This window comes from Vibrio rotiferianus (assembly GCF_002214395.1).
In the GTDB taxonomy this organism is placed as follows: domain Bacteria; phylum Pseudomonadota; class Gammaproteobacteria; order Enterobacterales; family Vibrionaceae; genus Vibrio; species Vibrio rotiferianus.
This window is the reverse complement of the sequence record NZ_CP018312.1, coordinates 2,176,366-2,194,241: the sequence shown is the minus strand read 5'-3', so window position 1 is coordinate 2,194,241 and position 17,876 is coordinate 2,176,366. Positions and strand designations below refer to the sequence as shown.

Genomic DNA, 17,876 nt, shown 5'->3' with positions numbered 1-17,876 from the left:
AAGTGGGTAACTGTCAGATCAGGTCTGAATTAGTACACTTAATTTTTAATAAGAGGATAAACAGGATCACCCCATAGCTCTTTACTACTATCCATCATAATTTTAATGATAACGGGCAAAATTTGCTCTAAGAGCACGGTACAGTCTCTAAGTTGCTGTCTGTTAGCTGAGCTGCTGTAAGTCGCCCCACCGTGAATTATTTGATTACGTAGTGTGTAAAGACGTGAGAACACAATAGAAAGCACTGACGCAGTGTTGTTATGCCCCAACGCGGTATTAGCAGCGCTCTTAGCTTTACTACGAGTCTCTTTCCACTCTTCTTCACTGATGCGTCCTGCATGATAGTTCCAATAACTTTCAAGAATAAATTCATTATCCAGTACAGCTCTAATTGCTCCTGAGTAGTTTTGCCATACGATCTCTGCTAGCAAGTTTTCAGAGTCAAGTTCGACAAGACGATTTAGAAACTCTTGATACAGGCCACGCTCACCATAATTTACCTTTTGCTCAAAATCTTGAGCATAAGCTGAGTTGAATGCTATCCAGAGGAAAGTGAACTTTGAGTCATCATCAGAACACTCTTCCGACTTTTTAAGCCAACTTAATGCTCGGTGGGTGCGAAGAGCTAGTGATGTAGGGTATTTATCACGTTCTAAACGATGGCGTTGTTTTAGTGTTGTAAATGTATTCATTAAGCGAGTGTATCCATATCAACAAGTTGAATTCCAAATTCGTTTTAGACCATCATACTATCTACAGTGATAGGAAAAGATATTAATCATCATGCTTTTAGTCATGATGTGATATAAAACCTGTTCCCTAACTGAACTGACTTCGATGATACAGATATGGACTTTGAACACCACTCTAAGTGTTTTAGTTTAGATCTCCTCAAGTAAGTCATGCCGATCCTCAGGCAGCAAATCTGACACATTACATTCCAACACACGAGCAAGCATATATAGCTTCTCAACCGTGATCCTCACACCATCTTTTTCCACCTTGTTTACATAGCTGCGGCTGAAGCCTGCTTTGAGGCTAAGTTGAGTGCTTGATAAGCCAAGTTTTTCCCTGTGAACTTGGATGTTTTGAGCGATTTCTTTAGCTAGTTGATTCATCGATTGTTATTCAATTTTATTGTTTCCCTTACTCTATGTTATTTGGTTGACTAATGCTATGTTGCATAATATATTATACATCAAGGGTAGGCGAAAAGGAGTTCATCAAAATGAGATTAAGCACCAGAGAGTTGTTTAACATCGGCACTGGTTTGATAGAGAAACTCGAAGGTGAGACGAATTTAGATTTGTATCGCTTTCAGTCATTATTGAAGCCTATTCTCGAGCCTTTCTATAACCCTGATGAACACCTTGACCGTTTTCGAAACCACTCATATCGAATGATGAAGTTATTGGTTGAGAAAGGTGTTGTGGAGCGTTTGCTAATAATGCAAGATATATGATTGTTACGGACACCGATCCTAAACAGCTTTCAATGCCCCTAGATGATTCAGAGGCAGAGAGTCCTGTGAGTGACGAGGTTTCATATCAAACGCAGCTTCGTTCAAGCAAAGCTGAACTTGTTCGTTTGGCGGCTGCTCATAAAGAGCTTCTACAGAAGTTCCCATCACACTCGGGTTATTTGAAGGCAGAGATAGATAAGCTTAGCAATCAAATCTCGATGTTAGAGTATCAAGATCTTGTTTTGAGCAAACTCATAACACATAGTGCAGATGAAGCATCAGAGTGACGGAGAACACTGTTCTCGCTATCTCTGATTGCTGATTATGAACTTGTGATACTGAGCTTTTTGACCATCTTGAGCGAGTGTTCGAATATCGCAGAAGATACTTCTACGGGGAAACCTTCTGGAAGCCTAGCCTGCAAACGTTTAACCGCTTCAGGAAGTTCGATTTGCATGTCATTTAAAATTTTTTGCATTTGTTCCGTACTAAAATCCACTGAAGCTGCGGTATCTAAGAAGTGGTGGGGGTAGATTTTACTTATCTGGTACTTCTTACCACGAGTGGCCTTTAATCCCATCGCGAGTTTGAGCTTTCGTATATCTAGCCCTTTTTTCCCTGTAATCGGGAAGGCGGATAAGATGTCATAAAATGGTGTTAATCGGTAACTGCCTTGCTTTTCAATAAAGATAGAATAGTTTTTAGCATGCCCATCAATTGCACCAATTGCCCACTGAAATACTTGAAACTTCATGAAGTTATATTGGTCTTGCAGAGCATTAGAAGACCCTTTTAATAACTCCATGATCTCTTTGATTCCAGGTCCCCCATCATTTTCGTATTTTATGGAAGATGGTATTCCTTTAGCCTGACAGATGTCTTCTTGAGGAAGCCGCAGGAGTTGTGTGTGTTCTCTAATCCAGCGTCGATCAAAGCGCTCAACAGCAATGGCTTTAAAATTTGCAGTATTGATGATTTCGACTTGTGGGACATTAAAGCCTAGCTCTCTAGCTAATTCGATACAGATGAACTCATTTTCAACGCTGTCGGTCAGATCTAATGTTGAGTTGGGCTGTTTAATTTCCCCAATTGGCAGTTTGATTATGTGACTTGTTGGCGTGTTGCCTTTTGGCAGACACCAATCATCGGCAACTTTTAAAAGTGCGGTTTTCTCTTGAGCACCTGCGACAGAGATTCGAAAATCTTCCTCCTCTTTAATCATACCCAGTGGAATATCAGAATTATGGGCTGCTAAGATTTTCTCTAGTCTTTCCTCGCTTAGGCATTCATACGAGAGTTCGTGATTCACGTATGGTTGTTCTGAGGGAAGCAGGGCGATTGCGCCAACGCTGTCTTTACCGATCTCTTTTAGTAGATCGAATGGTTGGTTGGAAGCGGTTTGATAGCGAGCAACGATTCGATTGCGTATTGCAATGTTGTCAGGCAGCAAGTTGTCGAAGTAGTTGATAACCGCATCAGAGGAGATCACAGGTAACTGCAACTTAAGTGATAAAGATAATGGGCGAGCTTTATCGTTGTTTAGCCAAGAGCTATCGTATTGAAACTCATGAGAGCCGTTCTTTTGCTTGGTTAGAGTTCCAACGAGTTCTCCATTCATGTAAGCATTAAGTTGCTGCATTACCAATCTTCCTCATCGACAATTTCGTTCTCAGTTCGTGTTTCAATTTTTACCGTTAGGTCTAAAGCTTGAACGATCTTGAACATGGTTGAAATGGTTGCTTTTTCAGGCTTATTTTCGAAGTTTGAAATGGTTGCTTGTTTTATGCCAACTCGTTTCGCTACCTCGGACTGAGTCCACCCATTTTTTTGGCGAATTAATAGTAAAACATTAGCTAATTGCTGCGGGCTATAAATCATGGACATTCACTCCTTGCCATATCCCAACTAAAGGATATAGGATTCGTTATCCCTTGGTGGGTATATGGCAAATTTTATACCCTATTGAGGATAAATCAAGGTTTATCCTTTCGTGAGTATTAGTACTCAAAGTAGAGTGAGTTCTACATTTGGGACATTGGTTAGATCAACTCAATCCCATAGATGGGATTGAGAGCACGTGGAGGGGAGTCAGTTTTTTTTAGTGGATGGATATTTATTTACTCTAGTTAGCCACAAAATATATTTACAGACTTAAGCGATATCGATGAAAAATATCATGTGTAATAAATTAAAAATTATTTATTACCTCAAAAAAATATGTTATAACTATTTTAACTGCTATAACTTTTATAACGGTTATAATCTTAATATAAGGAGTAACGGTAAAATAAATATAAAATATCAGGTTGTTTTTATGTTTAACGATTTTAACCGTTGTCGCACAACGCATTTGTATTGTCTCAAACGACTCGTGCAGTGTCGAATTCGGCAAAGCTGAACTTCGTGCATGGATAATATTTGCTTTATTTGTTTTTCCTTTAATCTGCTGCTAATTGATACCAAATATATTCATTTTTATTAATTCTTACTGTTTTAAATATTAAATAGATTACCTAATAGTAAGCAATGTAGTATAAAAATAGTCGCATTCCACTTTCTAAAGTATTGTCATTAACACTATCAATTAGTTTAATAACGTTAGTGACTTGAGTATCATCGAATACACCAAAAACTCTCTGGCCATGAATATTGGTAAAGGGTGCTTTAAAAGCAGATTTTTATCAATGATTCCGTTAGTACTTAAATGACGAATAATCTGTTCTAGGAAGGTCTCGTAAGTCCTGAGCACTGGAACGCAGAGACTCAAAGTAGTAACCCCAAAAAATTCATATCATGCTTGATTACTTTCGTTAAACCCATCTTGCATCATGCAATTACTGTAAAAATTTATTGCGTAGAAAAAGCATGGTGCGACAATGCGAGGAAGAAATGGCAAATGAGGCACAGCCCAATGGTTGTAAGCGATGACCAGACAGCATCTTTTGGACAAGAGCGAACAGTAACAATCGCGCTTCCAAAGCTGTGCAAACAGAACACCATTGCCAAGCTCTATGAAGCCAGCATCAAAGAAAATGCCTTACTTCATAAGCTTATAAACAACCGTCAGCAGCAACTCAATGCTATTGCTACTGATCTGCTTAAATAATAAAAGTATTAAAAATTAATTAATTAAATAATTAAGAGACAAACATGCCAAATTCTCCAATCAACCAAGATGAAATCAACAAAGCCGTCTGGTCGGCGTGCGATACGTTCCGTGGCACCGTAGACCCATCTATCTACAAAGACTTCATCTTGACCATGCTGTTCTTAAAGTACATCTCTGATGTGCGCCAAGACAAAGTGGAAGAACTTACTACCCAGTTCGCTGGCAACACCGATATGGTTGAAGCCATGCTTGCCAGCCAATCATTCAAAATTCCAGCAGGTTCAACCTTCTGGGATTTGTATGATGCACGTAATACCGCAGGTAACGGTACTCGTATTGACCAAGCATTGCATGCGATTGAAGAAGAAAACGGCACCAAGCTAAAAGGCGTGTTCCAAGACATCAGCTTTAACACCGATAAACTGGGTGATGAGAAGCAAAAGAACGACATTCTACGCCACCTATTGGAAGACTTTGGTAAGCCAACCCTAAACCTACGCCCAAGCCGTGTTGGCTCGCTGGATGTGATTGGTAACGCCTACGAATACCTGATCAAACACTTTGCGGCTGGCAGCGGTAAATCGGCAGGTGAATTCTATACTCCGCCAGAGGTATCGGATCTGCTTTCTATCATTCTAGAGCCACAACAAGGCGACAGCATTTGTGATCCTGCGTGTGGTTCAGGCTCACTTTTGATGAAGTGTGGTAAGCAAGTTCAAAAGAACTTTGGCGGCTCTAAGCAATATGCCCTGTTTGGTCAAGAAGCGATTGGCTCAACATGGTCATTAGCAAAAATGAACATGTTCCTGCATGGCGAAGACAACCACCGCATTGAATGGGGCGACACCATTCGTAACCCTAAACTGCAAGATAGTAATGGTGGCTTACTGCACTTTGACGTAGTAACCGCAAACCCGCCGTTCTCGCTAGATAAATGGGGGCATGAAGATGCAGAAAGCGATCACTTTGGTCGTTTCCGCCGTGGTGTACCACCAAAAACCAAAGGTGATTACGCGTTCATCTCGCACATGATTGAAACCCTAAAGCCAGAGACTGGTCGTATGGGCGTGGTTGTACCTCATGGTGTGCTATTCCGTGCATCGAGTGAGGGCAAAATCCGCCAACAACTGATTGAAGAAAACCTATTGGATGCGGTGATCGGTTTACCTGAAAAACTATTCTTTGGTACAGGCATTCCTGCGGCAATCTTGATCTTCAAGAAAAAGAAAGACACCAACGATGTAATGTTTATTGATGCCTCACGTGAGTTTAAGTCAGGTAAAAACCAGAACGTACTGACACAAGAGAACATCGATAAGATCGTCAAGACTTATCGCAGTGGCGACAACGTGGATAAGTACGCGTATGTGGCAACCCTCGATGAGATCCGTGAGAACGATTACAACCTCAACATTCCTCGCTACGTTGATACCTTTGAAGAAGAAGCGGAAATCGATTTGATGGCGGTGCGCAGTGAGCGTTTGGCACTACAAGCTGAGTTAGCCGATCTAGAAGCGGAAATGGTGGGCTACCTAGAGGAGCTGGGTTATGGTGCCTAATGGTTGGGAAGTAACTACACTGGGAGAACATGTTGACATTAGCTCAGGATACTCACCGTCTAAGTATGTATTAGCGGAATCTGGTTCTTTTCCTTTTGTTAAAGTAGAGGATATGAATAATTGCGCAAAGTATCAGAGTATTAGTAGAACATATACCGAAACAAATGGAAGTCCTATAGGTAAAGGTGCTGTTATCTTTCCAAAGAGAGGGGCTGCGATCATGAATAATAAGGTACGCATAACTGATGTCCCAATGTACCTCGATACCAATATGATGGCACTAACACCTAAAAAATCGGTTTTCTCTGAATACTTGTACTACACGCTAATAAAGGAAAAACTCCATAAAATAGCTGATACATCAACTATTCCTCAGATAAACAATAAGCACATCTTGCCATATAGGTTTAAATTACCACCACTCCCAGAACAACGCAAAATCGCCCAAATCCTTTCTACATGGGATCGCGCTATTGCAACCACTGAAAAGCTGATTGATGCCAGCAAGCAGCAGAAAAAAGCCTTAATGCAGCAGTCGTTGACAGGTAAAAAACGTTTGGTTAATCCTGAAACGGGTAAGGCGTTTGAGGGGGATTGGGAAAGAAAGCGCGTTGGAGATGTAACGAAAAAGTTTGCAAATAAAAACAAAGAATCGGCAAATATCACTGTATTTTCAGTAACAAATAATGCGGGATTTGTTAAGCAAAACGAACATTTTTCAAAGGAAGTGGCAAGTGAAGACCGCTCTACATATAAAATTGTTCAGTGTGGGGATTTTGCTTATAACCCTGCGAGAATAAATGTCGGTTCTATTGCAAGGTTTGATCAAGATATTGGAATTATTAGCTCACTTTACGTTTGCTTCCAACTTTCAGCGAGTGTGCAATCAGATTTTTTCTTGCAATGGCTTTCAACTGAAAAAACTATATTTGACTACTCTCGTTACGGTGAGGGGAGCGTAAGGGTTTATTTATGGTATGAGCAATTTTCTATGATCGAGATTCTTTTGCCTTCTTTAGATGAACAACAAAAAATCGCATCTGTCCTCACCGCCGCCGATAAAGAAATCGAGTTGTTAGAAGCCAAGCTTGTGCACTTCAAGCAAGAGAAAAAGGCGTTGATGCAGCAGTTGTTGACAGGTAAACGTCGTGTGAAGGTAGCGGAAACCGAAGCTGCTTAAAGCGCATCTTTTGACAACGAATACAGGGCTTGTTTCGCAAGCCCTGATGAACAATAAGAACAATGTCGTAGGCTAAGTATGGAAACATTATCTCCTAGTGAACCTAAGCACCACACGCCGAATTTCAAAGAAGAACAAAGCGCAAAAATCCCCGCGTTAACTTTGCTCACTAACCTTGGCTACCAATTTATTCCGCCAAGTGAATGCATGGCAATGCGAGGCAACAAAACTACGGTAATCTTGCCGAAAATCTTACGCAAGGTACTAAGCTTCAAAACCTATTCATTCATGGGTAAAGAGCGCCATTTATCGCAAGCTGCGATTGATAAAATCGTGCAAGAGCTTGCCAACCCTGCAATGAATGAAGGGCTTAAAGCCGCCAATGAAAAGCTCTATAACGCCTTAACCTATGGCATTAGCGTGACTGAGTTTGTCGAGGGTAAAAAAGCCAACCCGACCATTCAAATCATCGATTGGGACACACCTGAAAACAACCAATTTCATTTCACCGAAGAGATGGAGGTTGATAACGCCCGTGGTACAGGTAAACGCATTCCTGATGTGGTCTGTTTCATCAATGGCTTGCCTTGGGTAGTGATCGAGGCCAAACGTCCTGATAGCAGCATCAATGGCAAACCCACAATCACCGAAGGTATTTCGCAAAACATCCGCAACCAAAAAGTAGATGAAATCCCTCATCTTTTTGCTTATAGCCAACTGTTGTTATCCATCAATGGTCATGATGGCTTATACGGTACGTGCGGCACACCTGAGAAGTTCTGGGCGAAATGGAAAGAAGAAGAAATCACAGAAAGCACCTTTGAACGCCTTAAGAACACCCCACTGAATGACGCTGAGCTGAATGCGATTTTCAGCCATCGCACGGCAGTGGTAAAAGACGAATACCTATCACTGATTGCAGGCGGTGACTTGGTGGTGACAGACCAAGATCGCTTATTGGTATCCTTGCTGCGCCATGACCGCTTACTAGAGCTTACCCGTTTATTTACCCTGTTTGATAAAAAAGCGGGCAAGATTGTCGCGCGTTATCAGCAAGTGTTTGGCATTAAAGCCTTAGTGGAACGTATCACCTCTTTTGATGACAAAGGCGCACGTAACGGCGGTGTGATCTGGCATACCACAGGTTCAGGCAAATCATTCACTATGGTGTTTTTGTCAAAAGCACTGATTTGGTTAAAAGAGCTAGCCAAATGCCGCGTTGTGGTTGTGACTGACCGTGTGGATTTAGAAGATCAGCTTGCTCGCACCTTTGCCTCTGGCGGCGCACTGTCAGATAAAGACAAAAAAGATGCGATGGCAACCACTGGTAAACGCCTTGCCGAGCAAATTGGTAAAGGCAATGAACGTATCATCTTCTCGATCATAAACAAGTTTGGTACAGCGATTAACCTACCTGAATGCTACAACGATAGCCCAGACATTATCGTATTAGTGGATGAGGGGCACCGTAGCCAAAACGGTGAGAACAACATCCGAATGCAGCAAGCCTTGCCGAAAGCCGCTTACATCGGTTTCACTGGTACACCTCTGCTGCAAGACGATAAAACCGAGAATAAGTTCGGTAAGATCATTCACTCTTACACCATGCAGCAAGCCGTCGAAGATGGCACTGTTACGCCGCTGTTATACGAAGAACGTAAGCCTGATCTGAGCACCAATGACAAAGCCATTGATGCATGGTTTGACCGTATCACCGATACCCTATCGGAAAAGCAACGTGCAGACTTAAAACGCAAATTCGCTCAAAAAGGTCAGATTTACCAAACCGAAGGGCGTTTAGAGTTAATTGCGCACGATATTTCGGATCACTTCCAAAACTTCAAGCAGCAAGGTTTGAAAGGACAACTGGCTTGCGACTCTAAAGCCTCTGCAATCCGCTATAAGAAGCTTCTCGACCAAATCGGTAAAGTCACTTCAGTGGTTGCGATGTCGCCACCCGATACCCGTGAGGGACACGATAACGTCGATAATGAAAGTACCGATCTGGTGCAAAATTGGTGGAAAGAGAACGTCACACAGAAAGGCTGGAGCGATGAAAAAGCCTACACTAAGCACATCATCCAAGAATTTGAAAAGGATGAAGGTCCCGACATTATGATCGTGGTCGATAAACTGCTAACGGGCTTTGATGAGCCTAAAAACACGGTATTGTATATCGACAAGCCGTTAAAGCAGCACAACCTTATTCAAGCCATTGCGCGTGTTAACCGCCTGCACAGCAAAAAGCAGTTCGGTTATTTGATTGATTACCGTGGCATCCTCAAAGAGCTGGATATCACCATTGAGAAGTACCAAGACTTAGCTGAACGTACCCAAGGCGGCTTTGATATCGACGATCTCAAAGGTTTATATAACCGCATGGATACCGAGTACAAAAAGTTGCCAGGTTTGTATGATGACCTTTGGGCAATTTTTTCTAGTGTGAAGAACAAGCAAGATGGACAAGCACTTCGTCAGGCTTTGGCACCTAAAATTGATACGATTGATGGTCAACTGACGGATACCAACTTAAAGCTACGTAATGATTTTTATGATGCGCTGACCGCGTTTGCTAACTGCTTAAAAGTAGCTCTTCAATCAGCAACGTACTTTGAGGACAAAAGCTTCGACAATAAGCGTGAACTATACAAGAGCACGCTGAAATCCATGAGCCAACTGCGCCAACAAGTACGCGCTGATGCAGAGGAAACCGTGGACTACGACGAGTATTCGGAAAATATTCGCGCCATGTTAGACAAGCACATTGCGGGGGTCTCGATTGAAGAACCCGAAGGTGCTTATCTGGTTGGCAACATGGGTAAAGATGCCAAACCAGAGCAAATGACCGATGATGAAGCCAAAAACAAAAAGGATGTCATCACAGGTCGTGTAACCAAGATGATTGAGCAAGATTTGGCGGATGATCCGTATGCCCAAGAGTATTTCTCAAACTTGTTAAAGCAAGCCATCGAGAAAACTAAGGAGATGTTTGATAGCCCTGTTAAACAGTATCTTCTGTTTGCGGATTTTGAGCAGCAGGTCAAAGACCGTGATGTGGCAGGTTTACCAACCGACCGATTTGCTGAGCTTGACCCTAAAATCAAACGCCATGTTCAAGCCTACTATGGTCTGTTCCTAAAAGTGCTAGGTGAACCATCACCGCTAACGGAAGATCAATGCTTTAAGTATGCCTTAGACATTGATGGCATTGTACGTAAAGCGGTCGCCGAGTTTTCAATTAACCCATCAGAGATTGAAAACCAGATCCGTTTAGGGCTATTGCCACTGCTGTTCGCTGATGTGGGTATCGATAAAGCGCAAGCCATTATTACAGAGGTTATTCAAATCACTCGACGTGGATTAGCAGGTCATTAGGTATGGCTTCTTTTAATCCTAAAGAAGGCAATATCGAGGAATACAGCTTCATCTATGGTGATGAAGCTGTTACCTATGAAGTGATCCGCAAGGTATTTGCTTTAGATAAAAACGGCGAAGCCAAGAAAAAGAAAATCACCATCCGAGTACATCCAGATTGCCGAGTGGCTGTCACAGCGCCTCAAGACGCTGAGAAATCGGCAATACACGAAGCGGTTATGCGACGCGCTCAATGGATTTGGAATGCATTAGTCGAGTTCCGATCTCACTTAGAATATGTGCAAACCAAACACTACGTGAGTGGTGAGATGCAATTCTATCTAGGCCGTCGCTATGTGTTAAAGGTGGTTGAAGACAGAGATGCCATTTCCAACGTGAAGATGGAACGAGGCAAGCTGTTAGTCACACTCAACCGCTTTAACGAAGATAAGCCAAAGCTCGTTAAAGCACTGGTGTCTGGTTGGTATGGCGTTCGTGCCGAGCGCATATTCCATGAACGCTTGGCTGAGCTTTTACCGCAGGCAACATGGGTAGAGGGCATCCCTTCATTCCGCATTATGCCGATGCAAAAACAGTGGGGAAGCTGCTCTGCCAAAGGCACGTTGATGCTTAACCCTCACCTAATTAAAGCACCCAAAGAGTGTATTGACTACGTGATCTTACATGAGCTTTGTCACATCGCAGAATATAACCACAGTGAACGCTTCTGGCGCTTATTAACCAGCGTGATGCCGAACTGGAAAGAAGTGAAAAGCAAGCTCGATGGTATGGCTGAGTTGTATTTGAATGAATGACGTTATCATCGTTCTAATTGATATATCAAAGGAGTTTGACGATGCGTTGTCCTACTTGTGAAAAATATATTGGCTGGGATTGGCTCGAAGATGAATGCATTGAACCCAATGAAGAATTTGAGTGTACTCACTGCAATGAAACTTTACGCTATGAGATTGACGAAGGCACGTATCTTGGTGCACAGCATATAACGATTGAAGTTGTGGATGATTAATACTAGGAAAACAGCATATCAATCATTTGGATAACTTGGTCGAGTAGTTTAGGCGTTTGTTATGTTTCCGTACTGAAGTAGGTACAGCGAATTTATCGGTGATGGAAATACTTATCTCAAGCGGAGAAGGAGGCCCAAGAGGGTAGAGGAACACTGTTCCAGTGTAGTGTTGACTTTCTTAACCGCTCATATCTAATTTTCAAAAAGTAAAAAGTAAAAAGTAAAAAGTAAAAAGTAAAAAGTAAAAAGTAAAAAGTAAAAAGTAAAAAGTAAAAAGTAGTCCAAATGCACATTTATAATGCATTCTGTTTAAGTTTTTGATTCTTATGGATTATTTTTTAAATTGAAAGCCTTGGGCTAGTTAACTTTTCTAGATGGTTACGTATAATGCTGACAGGAACACTGTTCCTGATGACTAAAGTCGAAAGCTTTGGTTGAAAGAGTGAGCGGGGAGATTGTGAAATTAAAAACAACTCGGAACACTGTTCTTTGCTCTATTCGCTGTTGTAGCGAACTAGAAATCCCCCCCTAAATGGCAAGCAGACTTGCTCTCTCTGGTTGTTCCAAGCTTTCAGATTGTCGTTACTATCCACTAACAACGGCAATTGATAATTGTGAGAGGTCATGAATGATAGAGTATTTACTTGCAGTACTGCTTCGGTGGAAGGTAGTACTCAACTTCACCATCGCTGAAGTTGAGTGCTCGTATTTCAGCTTTATTTGCGACCTGAGGTTGGCTCTGTGAAGTTGATGTTCTGTCGCTCGGCTAAACGACCTTCTAGTTTGGCTTTGTCGATAAGGGCTTGCTGCATTATCTCGTTACACTGAGTCAGTTCAATACGAAGCAAGTTGCTGTCGGTCTGAAGGCGTTCATTCTCCGCGATTAACACTGCATTCTCACGCTGATAGCTAAATGATGCATCAGACTGGGTTTGTAGTGTTTCAAGCTTATCCTTGAGGTTTTTTACTTCATCCGTTAAGCGATCATTTTCTTTTTTTGCATTAGCTAACTGTCTAGGTAAACCCTCCAAACCTTTAAGTTGTTCCTGTAGTTCTTCGACTAACTCACCAGATTGAATAGCTTGTTGTAGCCTAATCTCGGAACAGTGTTCAGCACTTTTCACACGATTGTCAACTACCGTAGCGATGTCTTGCTCAACTAAGTGCCACAATGACTGGATATCGACTTTAAGAGCTTGTTCTAGTGGTGTGATAAACCAATCAGGTACGTCTCTACTCCTATGGGACAGAGTTGATTTTTGCGATTCTAAAGCGTAAAACGCAATTTGTGCTTTCAAGTATCTTCCACCTACCGCGCTCTGCAATTGGGCTGGATTTTGAAAGGGTTTGCCTTCCGCAATAGCTTGGTTGAATTTCTCATAGAACAACTCAAACGTCTTCCCTTTTTCAGGCTTCTGCCCTAGCTTTATTAGATCATGCTCGAACTTGCTCTTTGCTTTAGTAAGTAAGTCGGTACTGTAAGTCTGTTCGTTTGTTTGTGTACTCATTAACTCACCCCCTCCTTTAGTACGGTAGCTCTGTTGTCTGTTCATCCAACCAAGCCTCGATAGTTTCACACTTCCAACCGACGATTCGTGGACTAATTGTTGTAGCAGGTGGCAATCGGCCTTCTTTTCTCCATCTCCAGATCGTTACTTTTGTCACATCAAGCTGCTTTGCTAAGTCATTTATTCTTATGAATTTTTTTTCAATCATTTTGTTCTTCTTATTTTTTGATTGTTCGTTTGTCTTGATGTAATCGTATGTAATATGCTGATGAGTTTGTAGAGGTTAGAAAAGACACAAAGGGGTTTACACGATGGATGACAAAGCTGCTGTAATACTGAAGAAGCAGTTATTGCGAAACCTTGAGCAACTTGAGAAGGAAGCTAAACGTGATGGAAAAAAGCTAACACAGAAGAAAAGCTCTAGTGGAGTTTCCGTAATAGAAGCCTTTGACGTCCCGTTGGAAGAGGAGGCTTCAGTTATTCTAGCCCGTGGTATTCCAGCATCGACATCTTTTCAGGGTCGTTTCCCTACCACTGTAAAAGAATTGATCCGTTTTTCTGGCGGGCTAAGTGAAACCATCAATAAACTGATGATTTTTAGAACATTCGATAGTAGTGATGCACCAAAACTGCAATCTGAGAGTCAATCAGTTATCGATTATATCGACGTCTTGGAACAGGTATTAGTTAAAGCGAAGGGGTTAACGCCCCAAAAAGTGTCATCTGAAAAAAACTCAGAAAGTTCTTCAGTAGTTATGGCATTGCCCTACTGCGCATTGTGTTACAAGCGAGTCTATCAGTCTTTGTTTTACTGCAAAGATCATAATTCAAATCGAAATGCTATCGCTTACAAGAACGCAAAACGAAGTTTAATTTCAGCCGTGTATCGTCACTTAGACGATGAAAGTGTGCAATATCAACTTGAAAGATATAAAAGCGGCCGATATCGCTTAGACGCAAAAACCTTGTATCGATGGCTTGCTCTGTTTTCGATTCAGCCACGAGAAGCAATTCCATCTCTCAACAAGCTTGAGGGGGAGCTTGCTGCATGGCAGTTTTATGCAGATTTGATTGTAGCGTTTGCAAGCAAACATTTTCCGAGCGCATATAAATTGATAGAACGACTTAACGAACAAGACTGTTCTACTTTTGAAGAGTGGATCGTTGAAGTGATTAGACTGTTGGGAGGTGATTCGGAAGCTAACATCTGGAAATTTAAAGACCCAGAGCTTTGGTTGCACAACTTAGACAATAAACAAAAATCTCTTACTTTATTACATTGCCTAAGCCGATATGAAGCTTTTATGAAAGTGGAGGGTTTTCCGTCAAGCAGTGGAGTTCTAAGAGGAACTAATATTGATACTGAAAAGCATGCTCGATTAAAAAAATTACTTGAAGAAAGGCAAAAAGATCCATCAATTACAATTGATATTATCGCTAGTAAAATGGGAGTATCAAGAACCGCCGTATATAAGATGAAAAAAAGAATTAAACTGTGAAAATATAACACTTATATTTGGTGTTTTAACGGCAGTGATATTGTCTTTGCATTATTAATAATTTACTTCTAGAATTAATCTTGCGATTGATATTTATTTCGCAGTAGTTGCTAATATGTTTATTACCTCAAAAATATGTGTTATAAATATCCATAACTGCTATGGATTTTATGATTTCTATAATCTTAATATAAGGAGTGTGTGATATTTTTCTGGATTTCCATGTTAGATTTTCAAAATGCTCTCTACTTTTAATGTCACAGAAAACAATTGTTTTGCTCTAAACGACTCGTGCAATGCCTTTTGGAGCAAAGTGAGTTTTCGTGAAAAAGAAAAAGTTACTTTTATACATGGAGTTATTATTGCTTTTGGAGCGAAGATAAGAGAAGGAGTTACAATGCCTGATTCTCACATTACACCAGAGCGCTTTGTACGTTACGCTTGGGAGATGAACTTTAGAATATCTATTGCTGATTCAGCAGTACTTCACTCCGACTTTATCAAGAGAGTTACTCAGCTTGCGAAGAGAAATGGTATAAGTGTTCACTACTTAGATTTTTCACGATATGAAACAGCTGAAGCTGCTTTGTGTGCAAAAGAAAATTCAGATTTTCTTGAATCTATTGAGAGCGGAAATAGAAAATCACTGTTATGGTTTGTTAACTGTGAATCTCTAACTCCATTAAATCTAGATATTGCTTACTCTCTTCGCACGGCGTTAACTACACGACATGGAAATAACGTTCAGTCTGTTTTTGTTGCTGATAAAAAGACACTGCTAAAAATTTTTTATGATCACAATGCTCCATTTTATCATAGTCATTTTAACTTAACTTAAAATATGTAGTTTTGTTCTGTGTATAGAGAAAATAACGAGTAAACATAGTGGGTGAACGCCAACTCAAAATTACAGCATAAGCTGTTTGTAAGTTTTTTCAACACTTTAGCATTGCACCATCAATCTATTGATACTGACCTGAGTAATAAACTTTAGTAGGAGTGAGGCCTTTAGGCCTCACTTTTCTATTGATGGAGTTATTCTTATCAAACAATGTTTAATTGGGTTAGTATTCTTCTTCGTTGAGTAAAAAGCCTTTTCGGGCAGCAAAGATCTGCTCAGCAATAGACTTTGGCTGGAACCCTCTTCCTTTTGGTTGCAATACAAACTCAAGAGAGTCTTCTAAGGAAGTAGGTTGGTCATCTAGGTTCTCACCTATATGCACTTTCCCATCAAAAGTAGATAAAGCGTCCGCCATAATATCGATAATATCATCTCTGTCGTAGTTGCTGCCTGAATCAACCTTGAGCATTGCACTCATGATAGCGCAGTCAATCAATGTTGCAGGCAACCAAAAAGCTGAAGAGGCGTATCCAGCGCACCATCTTAGATTATTACCTAATGAAAATATCTCCATATCGATGGTATTCCCACCGACAAAGCATGCACCGAGCATTATGCCAGTAATATTGAATTGATTCGATTTCTCTCCAATTGAGCGGAGAACATGCATAATGTTAGTATTTCCGACTCTGCGTTTGGACCCGTGTGCAGCGATATACACTAAAGTATTGGAGAATTTTTTCTTGCAGAGACAATCCAGTGCTTTGTTAAAGCTACTCTTATCATAAAAATTAGCGTGATAAACTTCCGTATCGCCGAGCATTTTCGCTATACCTTCAACAAAAGGTAGGACAGAAGAACGATTGGAGTCTCCTTCATCTAGCTCCCATGGTGATTCTAGAACTAAGATTGCACTATTCTGGCTTTCATACAGCACTTGCCAAATTCCTTTTACATTATTAGCGTGGTTAATGACCGATTTTGATTTATATTGAGAGGTTTCTGAAGATTTGGTGAATCATACAAGTTAGCCTCTATCCCAGCGTCTACGAAGTGTGCCGATTCTTGCATCTGCACGTAATGGATTCCCCTCTGGATCGCATAGCTTCACTGATCCTTCTGGTAGTCCAAAAACATCTTCTATAGTGGCACGAATAGACCCAACTCTTGCATCTGAGCGGACTGCTCGATGTCGGGAATAAAAAGCTTTAGAGGATGAAGTAATAAGCTCCTTAGTATTTCCGAACTTACCGATTTCGGAATCTTCAATTTTTACTGAATCTTTTAGTAAGTCACCAGCTTCATAAATTTTGGTTTTGCTAGGGTATTGACTAAAATCTTGCTCATAAGAATGGTCGCAGTCATCATCATACTCTTCAATATCATCTTCAATATCATCTATTGAAGAGCTTGCGAACCAAGTTACATCGTCCCCTACGTGCCACACAAGGCCATCTTCTATATGAAGCCTACGGGTTGATTGCTTTATAAGAATGGAATCTCCGTAGCGAGCTTCTACTCCTGATAAAGCTTGGAAACCATTCAAAATCAATTCGAGGGCATTTTTGCTTCCGACTACACCTATAAAAACGGAACTGCTGGAATGCATAAAGTTAGCGAATGGTGATTGGTAAACATAAACCGTTGCACGTAGATCTGGATCTGATTTAGCTAATGGATCCAAAATTTCAGTTAAAGCTTCGGTGTAGTCGCCGTACTTCTTGGGAATGCTATCTATGTTTACTTCAACTGTTTCTATGGGGTTTGGGGACTTAATGAAATGTAGCTCATTAATTAATCGTTTCATATTTAGATCTCCAGGCTCTCAATGAAAATAATGTTCAGGTATATCACTAACGACCTTAATGACTCAGACGTGCATTTTCGCACGACAAGGCTTTTACAATGAGGTTCATCTGCTCCACCATCTTGGTATCAGTGCTTTTGGGCCAATTATAGTGCTTAGCGATTGCTTCTAACTGTCTATCAAGTGAAAAGGATTTTCTTATCAGTCTCTCTAACATCGGTAGGTTTTCTATTTTGATAGGTGGTGTAGAGTACGTTGTCCTCGCAAGGTGACAGATGTTTTGAAGGTATAATTGAAGCTCAAGGATAGAGTTTTGTTCACCAACTGAAGTGCAATGATCTTTCTTCGCATCTAAAAGTAGATAAAGGCTGACAATAGGATTGGCGATCTCGATTGGCAGTTCAGGAAAGTAGCTTGTATCCATATTGAATTTGATTCGATAGTGAGTCTTAGTAGACTACCTTAAAATATAGATAAATATCAAAGTAGTTGCACAGTATCAGTGATCTAGTTCTGACAAACTATGA

At 40.9% G+C, this 17,876-nt stretch carries 19 protein-coding genes; 10 read left to right on the top strand and 9 right to left on the bottom strand.

Annotation, left to right across the window (positions count from 1 at the left end):
- Nucleotides 1-38: 38 nt before the first annotated feature.
- The gene (locus tag BSZ04_RS19195) at nt 39-692 is read right to left on the bottom strand and encodes a HEPN domain-containing protein (RefSeq protein WP_069539757.1); all 654 of its coding nucleotides are present in this window, start codon (nt 690-692) and stop codon (nt 39-41) included.
- Between the two features lie 189 nt (nt 693-881).
- Complete coding sequence (locus BSZ04_RS19190; protein ID WP_071235593.1) at nt 882-1,118, bottom strand: helix-turn-helix domain-containing protein; 237 nt, start codon at nt 1,116-1,118, stop codon at nt 882-884.
- 110 nt (nt 1,119-1,228) lie between these two features.
- Between BSZ04_RS19190 and BSZ04_RS25325 the strand changes: the two genes are divergently transcribed.
- Both BSZ04_RS25325 and BSZ04_RS25320 read left to right on the top strand, forming a co-directional pair.
- Nucleotides 1,229-1,462, top strand: a complete 234-nt coding sequence (locus tag BSZ04_RS25325; protein ID WP_231896307.1) for a hypothetical protein — start codon at nt 1,229-1,231, stop codon at nt 1,460-1,462.
- Nucleotides 1,459-1,749 carry a hypothetical protein gene (locus tag BSZ04_RS25320; RefSeq protein ID WP_231896306.1) on the top strand — a complete coding sequence of 97 codons (291 nt, stop codon included), beginning with the start codon at nt 1,459-1,461 and terminating at the stop codon, nt 1,747-1,749. Before BSZ04_RS25325 ends, BSZ04_RS25320 begins: the two co-directional genes overlap by 4 nt.
- Before the next feature lie 35 nt (nt 1,750-1,784).
- Here BSZ04_RS25320 and BSZ04_RS19180 read toward each other — a convergent pair whose 3' ends face one another.
- Nucleotides 1,785-3,101 (bottom strand): type II toxin-antitoxin system HipA family toxin, encoded by a 1,317-nt coding sequence (locus BSZ04_RS19180; protein ID WP_088881165.1) that lies wholly within the window; start codon nt 3,099-3,101, stop codon nt 1,785-1,787.
- Nucleotides 3,101-3,340, bottom strand: a complete 240-nt coding sequence (gene hipB / locus BSZ04_RS19175) for a type II toxin-antitoxin system antitoxin HipB (RefSeq protein WP_088881164.1) — start codon at nt 3,338-3,340, stop codon at nt 3,101-3,103. Before hipB ends, BSZ04_RS19180 begins: the two co-directional genes overlap by 1 nt.
- A gap of 1,033 nt (nt 3,341-4,373) precedes the next feature.
- On the opposite strand from hipB, the gene BSZ04_RS19170 reads away from it, so the two are divergent.
- The 6 genes from BSZ04_RS19170 (at nt 4,374) to BSZ04_RS25105 (ending at nt 11,694) form a co-directional block, all read left to right on the top strand.
- Entirely contained in the window at nt 4,374-4,568 is a 195-nt protein-coding gene (locus BSZ04_RS19170; protein WP_088881163.1) for a hypothetical protein, read from the top strand.
- 44 nt (nt 4,569-4,612) lie between these two features.
- Complete coding sequence (locus tag BSZ04_RS19165; RefSeq protein ID WP_088881162.1) at nt 4,613-6,130, top strand: type I restriction-modification system subunit M; 1,518 nt, start codon at nt 4,613-4,615, stop codon at nt 6,128-6,130.
- Nucleotides 6,120-7,310 (top strand): restriction endonuclease subunit S, encoded by a 1,191-nt coding sequence (locus BSZ04_RS19160; RefSeq protein ID WP_088881161.1) that lies wholly within the window; start codon nt 6,120-6,122, stop codon nt 7,308-7,310. The genes BSZ04_RS19165 and BSZ04_RS19160 overlap by 11 nt, the downstream gene beginning before the upstream one ends.
- Before the next feature lie 78 nt (nt 7,311-7,388).
- Nucleotides 7,389-10,685, top strand: a complete 3,297-nt coding sequence (locus BSZ04_RS19155; RefSeq protein ID WP_088881160.1) for a type I restriction endonuclease subunit R — start codon at nt 7,389-7,391, stop codon at nt 10,683-10,685.
- A 2-nt stretch (nt 10,686-10,687) separates the two neighbouring features.
- Nucleotides 10,688-11,479, top strand: coding sequence for a M48 family metallopeptidase (locus BSZ04_RS19150; protein WP_088881159.1), 792 nt, complete (start codon nt 10,688-10,690; stop codon nt 11,477-11,479).
- A gap of 41 nt (nt 11,480-11,520) precedes the next feature.
- A complete protein-coding gene (locus BSZ04_RS25105) occupies nt 11,521-11,694 on the top strand; it encodes a hypothetical protein (RefSeq protein ID WP_088881158.1) in 174 nt (57 codons plus the stop codon).
- Nucleotides 11,695-12,410: 716 nt separating this feature from the next.
- Here BSZ04_RS25105 and BSZ04_RS19140 read toward each other — a convergent pair.
- Together BSZ04_RS19140 and BSZ04_RS19135 are read right to left on the bottom strand one after the other, a co-directional pair.
- Nucleotides 12,411-13,202 (bottom strand): DNA repair protein, encoded by a 792-nt coding sequence (locus BSZ04_RS19140; protein WP_088881157.1) that lies wholly within the window; start codon nt 13,200-13,202, stop codon nt 12,411-12,413.
- A 16-nt stretch (nt 13,203-13,218) separates the two neighbouring features.
- Nucleotides 13,219-13,410 (bottom strand): helix-turn-helix transcriptional regulator, encoded by a 192-nt coding sequence (locus tag BSZ04_RS19135; protein WP_088881156.1) that lies wholly within the window; start codon nt 13,408-13,410, stop codon nt 13,219-13,221.
- 103 nt (nt 13,411-13,513) lie between these two features.
- Here BSZ04_RS19135 and BSZ04_RS19130 point away from each other — a divergent pair, with 103 nt between their 5' ends.
- Both BSZ04_RS19130 and BSZ04_RS19125 read left to right on the top strand, forming a co-directional pair.
- Nucleotides 13,514-14,701: a hypothetical protein gene (locus BSZ04_RS19130; RefSeq protein WP_088881155.1), complete on the top strand. Its 1,188-nt coding sequence runs from the start codon at nt 13,514-13,516 to the stop codon at nt 14,699-14,701.
- A 313-nt stretch (nt 14,702-15,014) separates the two neighbouring features.
- A complete protein-coding gene (locus BSZ04_RS19125; RefSeq protein ID WP_231896304.1) occupies nt 15,015-15,539 on the top strand; it encodes a hypothetical protein in 525 nt (174 codons plus the stop codon).
- A gap of 226 nt (nt 15,540-15,765) precedes the next feature.
- Here the strand turns inward: BSZ04_RS19125 and BSZ04_RS19120 are convergent, their stop codons facing one another.
- From BSZ04_RS19120 to BSZ04_RS19110, 3 genes are all read right to left on the bottom strand, one after another.
- On the bottom strand, nt 15,766-16,479 hold the full coding sequence (locus BSZ04_RS19120) for a hypothetical protein (RefSeq protein WP_088881154.1): 714 nt from the start codon (nt 16,477-16,479) through the stop codon (nt 15,766-15,768).
- 90 nt (nt 16,480-16,569) lie between these two features.
- Nucleotides 16,570-17,349, bottom strand: coding sequence for a hypothetical protein (locus BSZ04_RS19115; RefSeq protein ID WP_088881153.1), 780 nt, complete (start codon nt 17,347-17,349; stop codon nt 16,570-16,572).
- 55 nt (nt 17,350-17,404) lie between these two features.
- Nucleotides 17,405-17,773, bottom strand: a complete 369-nt coding sequence (locus BSZ04_RS19110; RefSeq protein WP_071235598.1) for a hypothetical protein — start codon at nt 17,771-17,773, stop codon at nt 17,405-17,407.
- Between the last annotated feature and the right edge of the window lie 103 nt (nt 17,774-17,876).

Bases quoted from the DNA above. Each gene is read 5' to 3' on its own strand.
- BSZ04_RS19195 (WP_069539757.1), bottom strand. From the start codon at position 692: ATGAATACATTTACAACACTAAAACAACGCCATCGTTTAGAACGTGAT.
- BSZ04_RS19190 (WP_071235593.1), bottom strand. From the start codon at position 1,118: ATGAATCAACTAGCTAAAGAAATCGCTCAAAACATCCAAGTTCACAGG.
- BSZ04_RS25325 (WP_231896307.1), top strand. From the start codon at position 1,229: ATGAGATTAAGCACCAGAGAGTTGTTTAACATCGGCACTGGTTTGATA.
- BSZ04_RS25320 (WP_231896306.1), top strand. From the start codon at position 1,459: ATGATTGTTACGGACACCGATCCTAAACAGCTTTCAATGCCCCTAGAT.
- BSZ04_RS19180 (WP_088881165.1), bottom strand. From the start codon at position 3,101: ATGCAGCAACTTAATGCTTACATGAATGGAGAACTCGTTGGAACTCTA.
- hipB (WP_088881164.1), bottom strand. From the start codon at position 3,340: ATGATTTATAGCCCGCAGCAATTAGCTAATGTTTTACTATTAATTCGC.
- BSZ04_RS19170 (WP_088881163.1), top strand. From the start codon at position 4,374: ATGGTTGTAAGCGATGACCAGACAGCATCTTTTGGACAAGAGCGAACA.
- BSZ04_RS19165 (WP_088881162.1), top strand. From the start codon at position 4,613: ATGCCAAATTCTCCAATCAACCAAGATGAAATCAACAAAGCCGTCTGG.
- BSZ04_RS19160 (WP_088881161.1), top strand. From the start codon at position 6,120: ATGGTGCCTAATGGTTGGGAAGTAACTACACTGGGAGAACATGTTGAC.
- BSZ04_RS19155 (WP_088881160.1), top strand. From the start codon at position 7,389: ATGGAAACATTATCTCCTAGTGAACCTAAGCACCACACGCCGAATTTC.
- BSZ04_RS19150 (WP_088881159.1), top strand. From the start codon at position 10,688: ATGGCTTCTTTTAATCCTAAAGAAGGCAATATCGAGGAATACAGCTTC.
- BSZ04_RS25105 (WP_088881158.1), top strand. From the start codon at position 11,521: ATGCGTTGTCCTACTTGTGAAAAATATATTGGCTGGGATTGGCTCGAA.
- BSZ04_RS19140 (WP_088881157.1), bottom strand. From the start codon at position 13,202: ATGAGTACACAAACAAACGAACAGACTTACAGTACCGACTTACTTACT.
- BSZ04_RS19135 (WP_088881156.1), bottom strand. From the start codon at position 13,410: ATGATTGAAAAAAAATTCATAAGAATAAATGACTTAGCAAAGCAGCTT.
- BSZ04_RS19130 (WP_088881155.1), top strand. From the start codon at position 13,514: ATGGATGACAAAGCTGCTGTAATACTGAAGAAGCAGTTATTGCGAAAC.
- BSZ04_RS19115 (WP_088881153.1), bottom strand. From the start codon at position 17,349: ATGAAACGATTAATTAATGAGCTACATTTCATTAAGTCCCCAAACCCC.
- BSZ04_RS19110 (WP_071235598.1), bottom strand. From the start codon at position 17,773: ATGGATACAAGCTACTTTCCTGAACTGCCAATCGAGATCGCCAATCCT.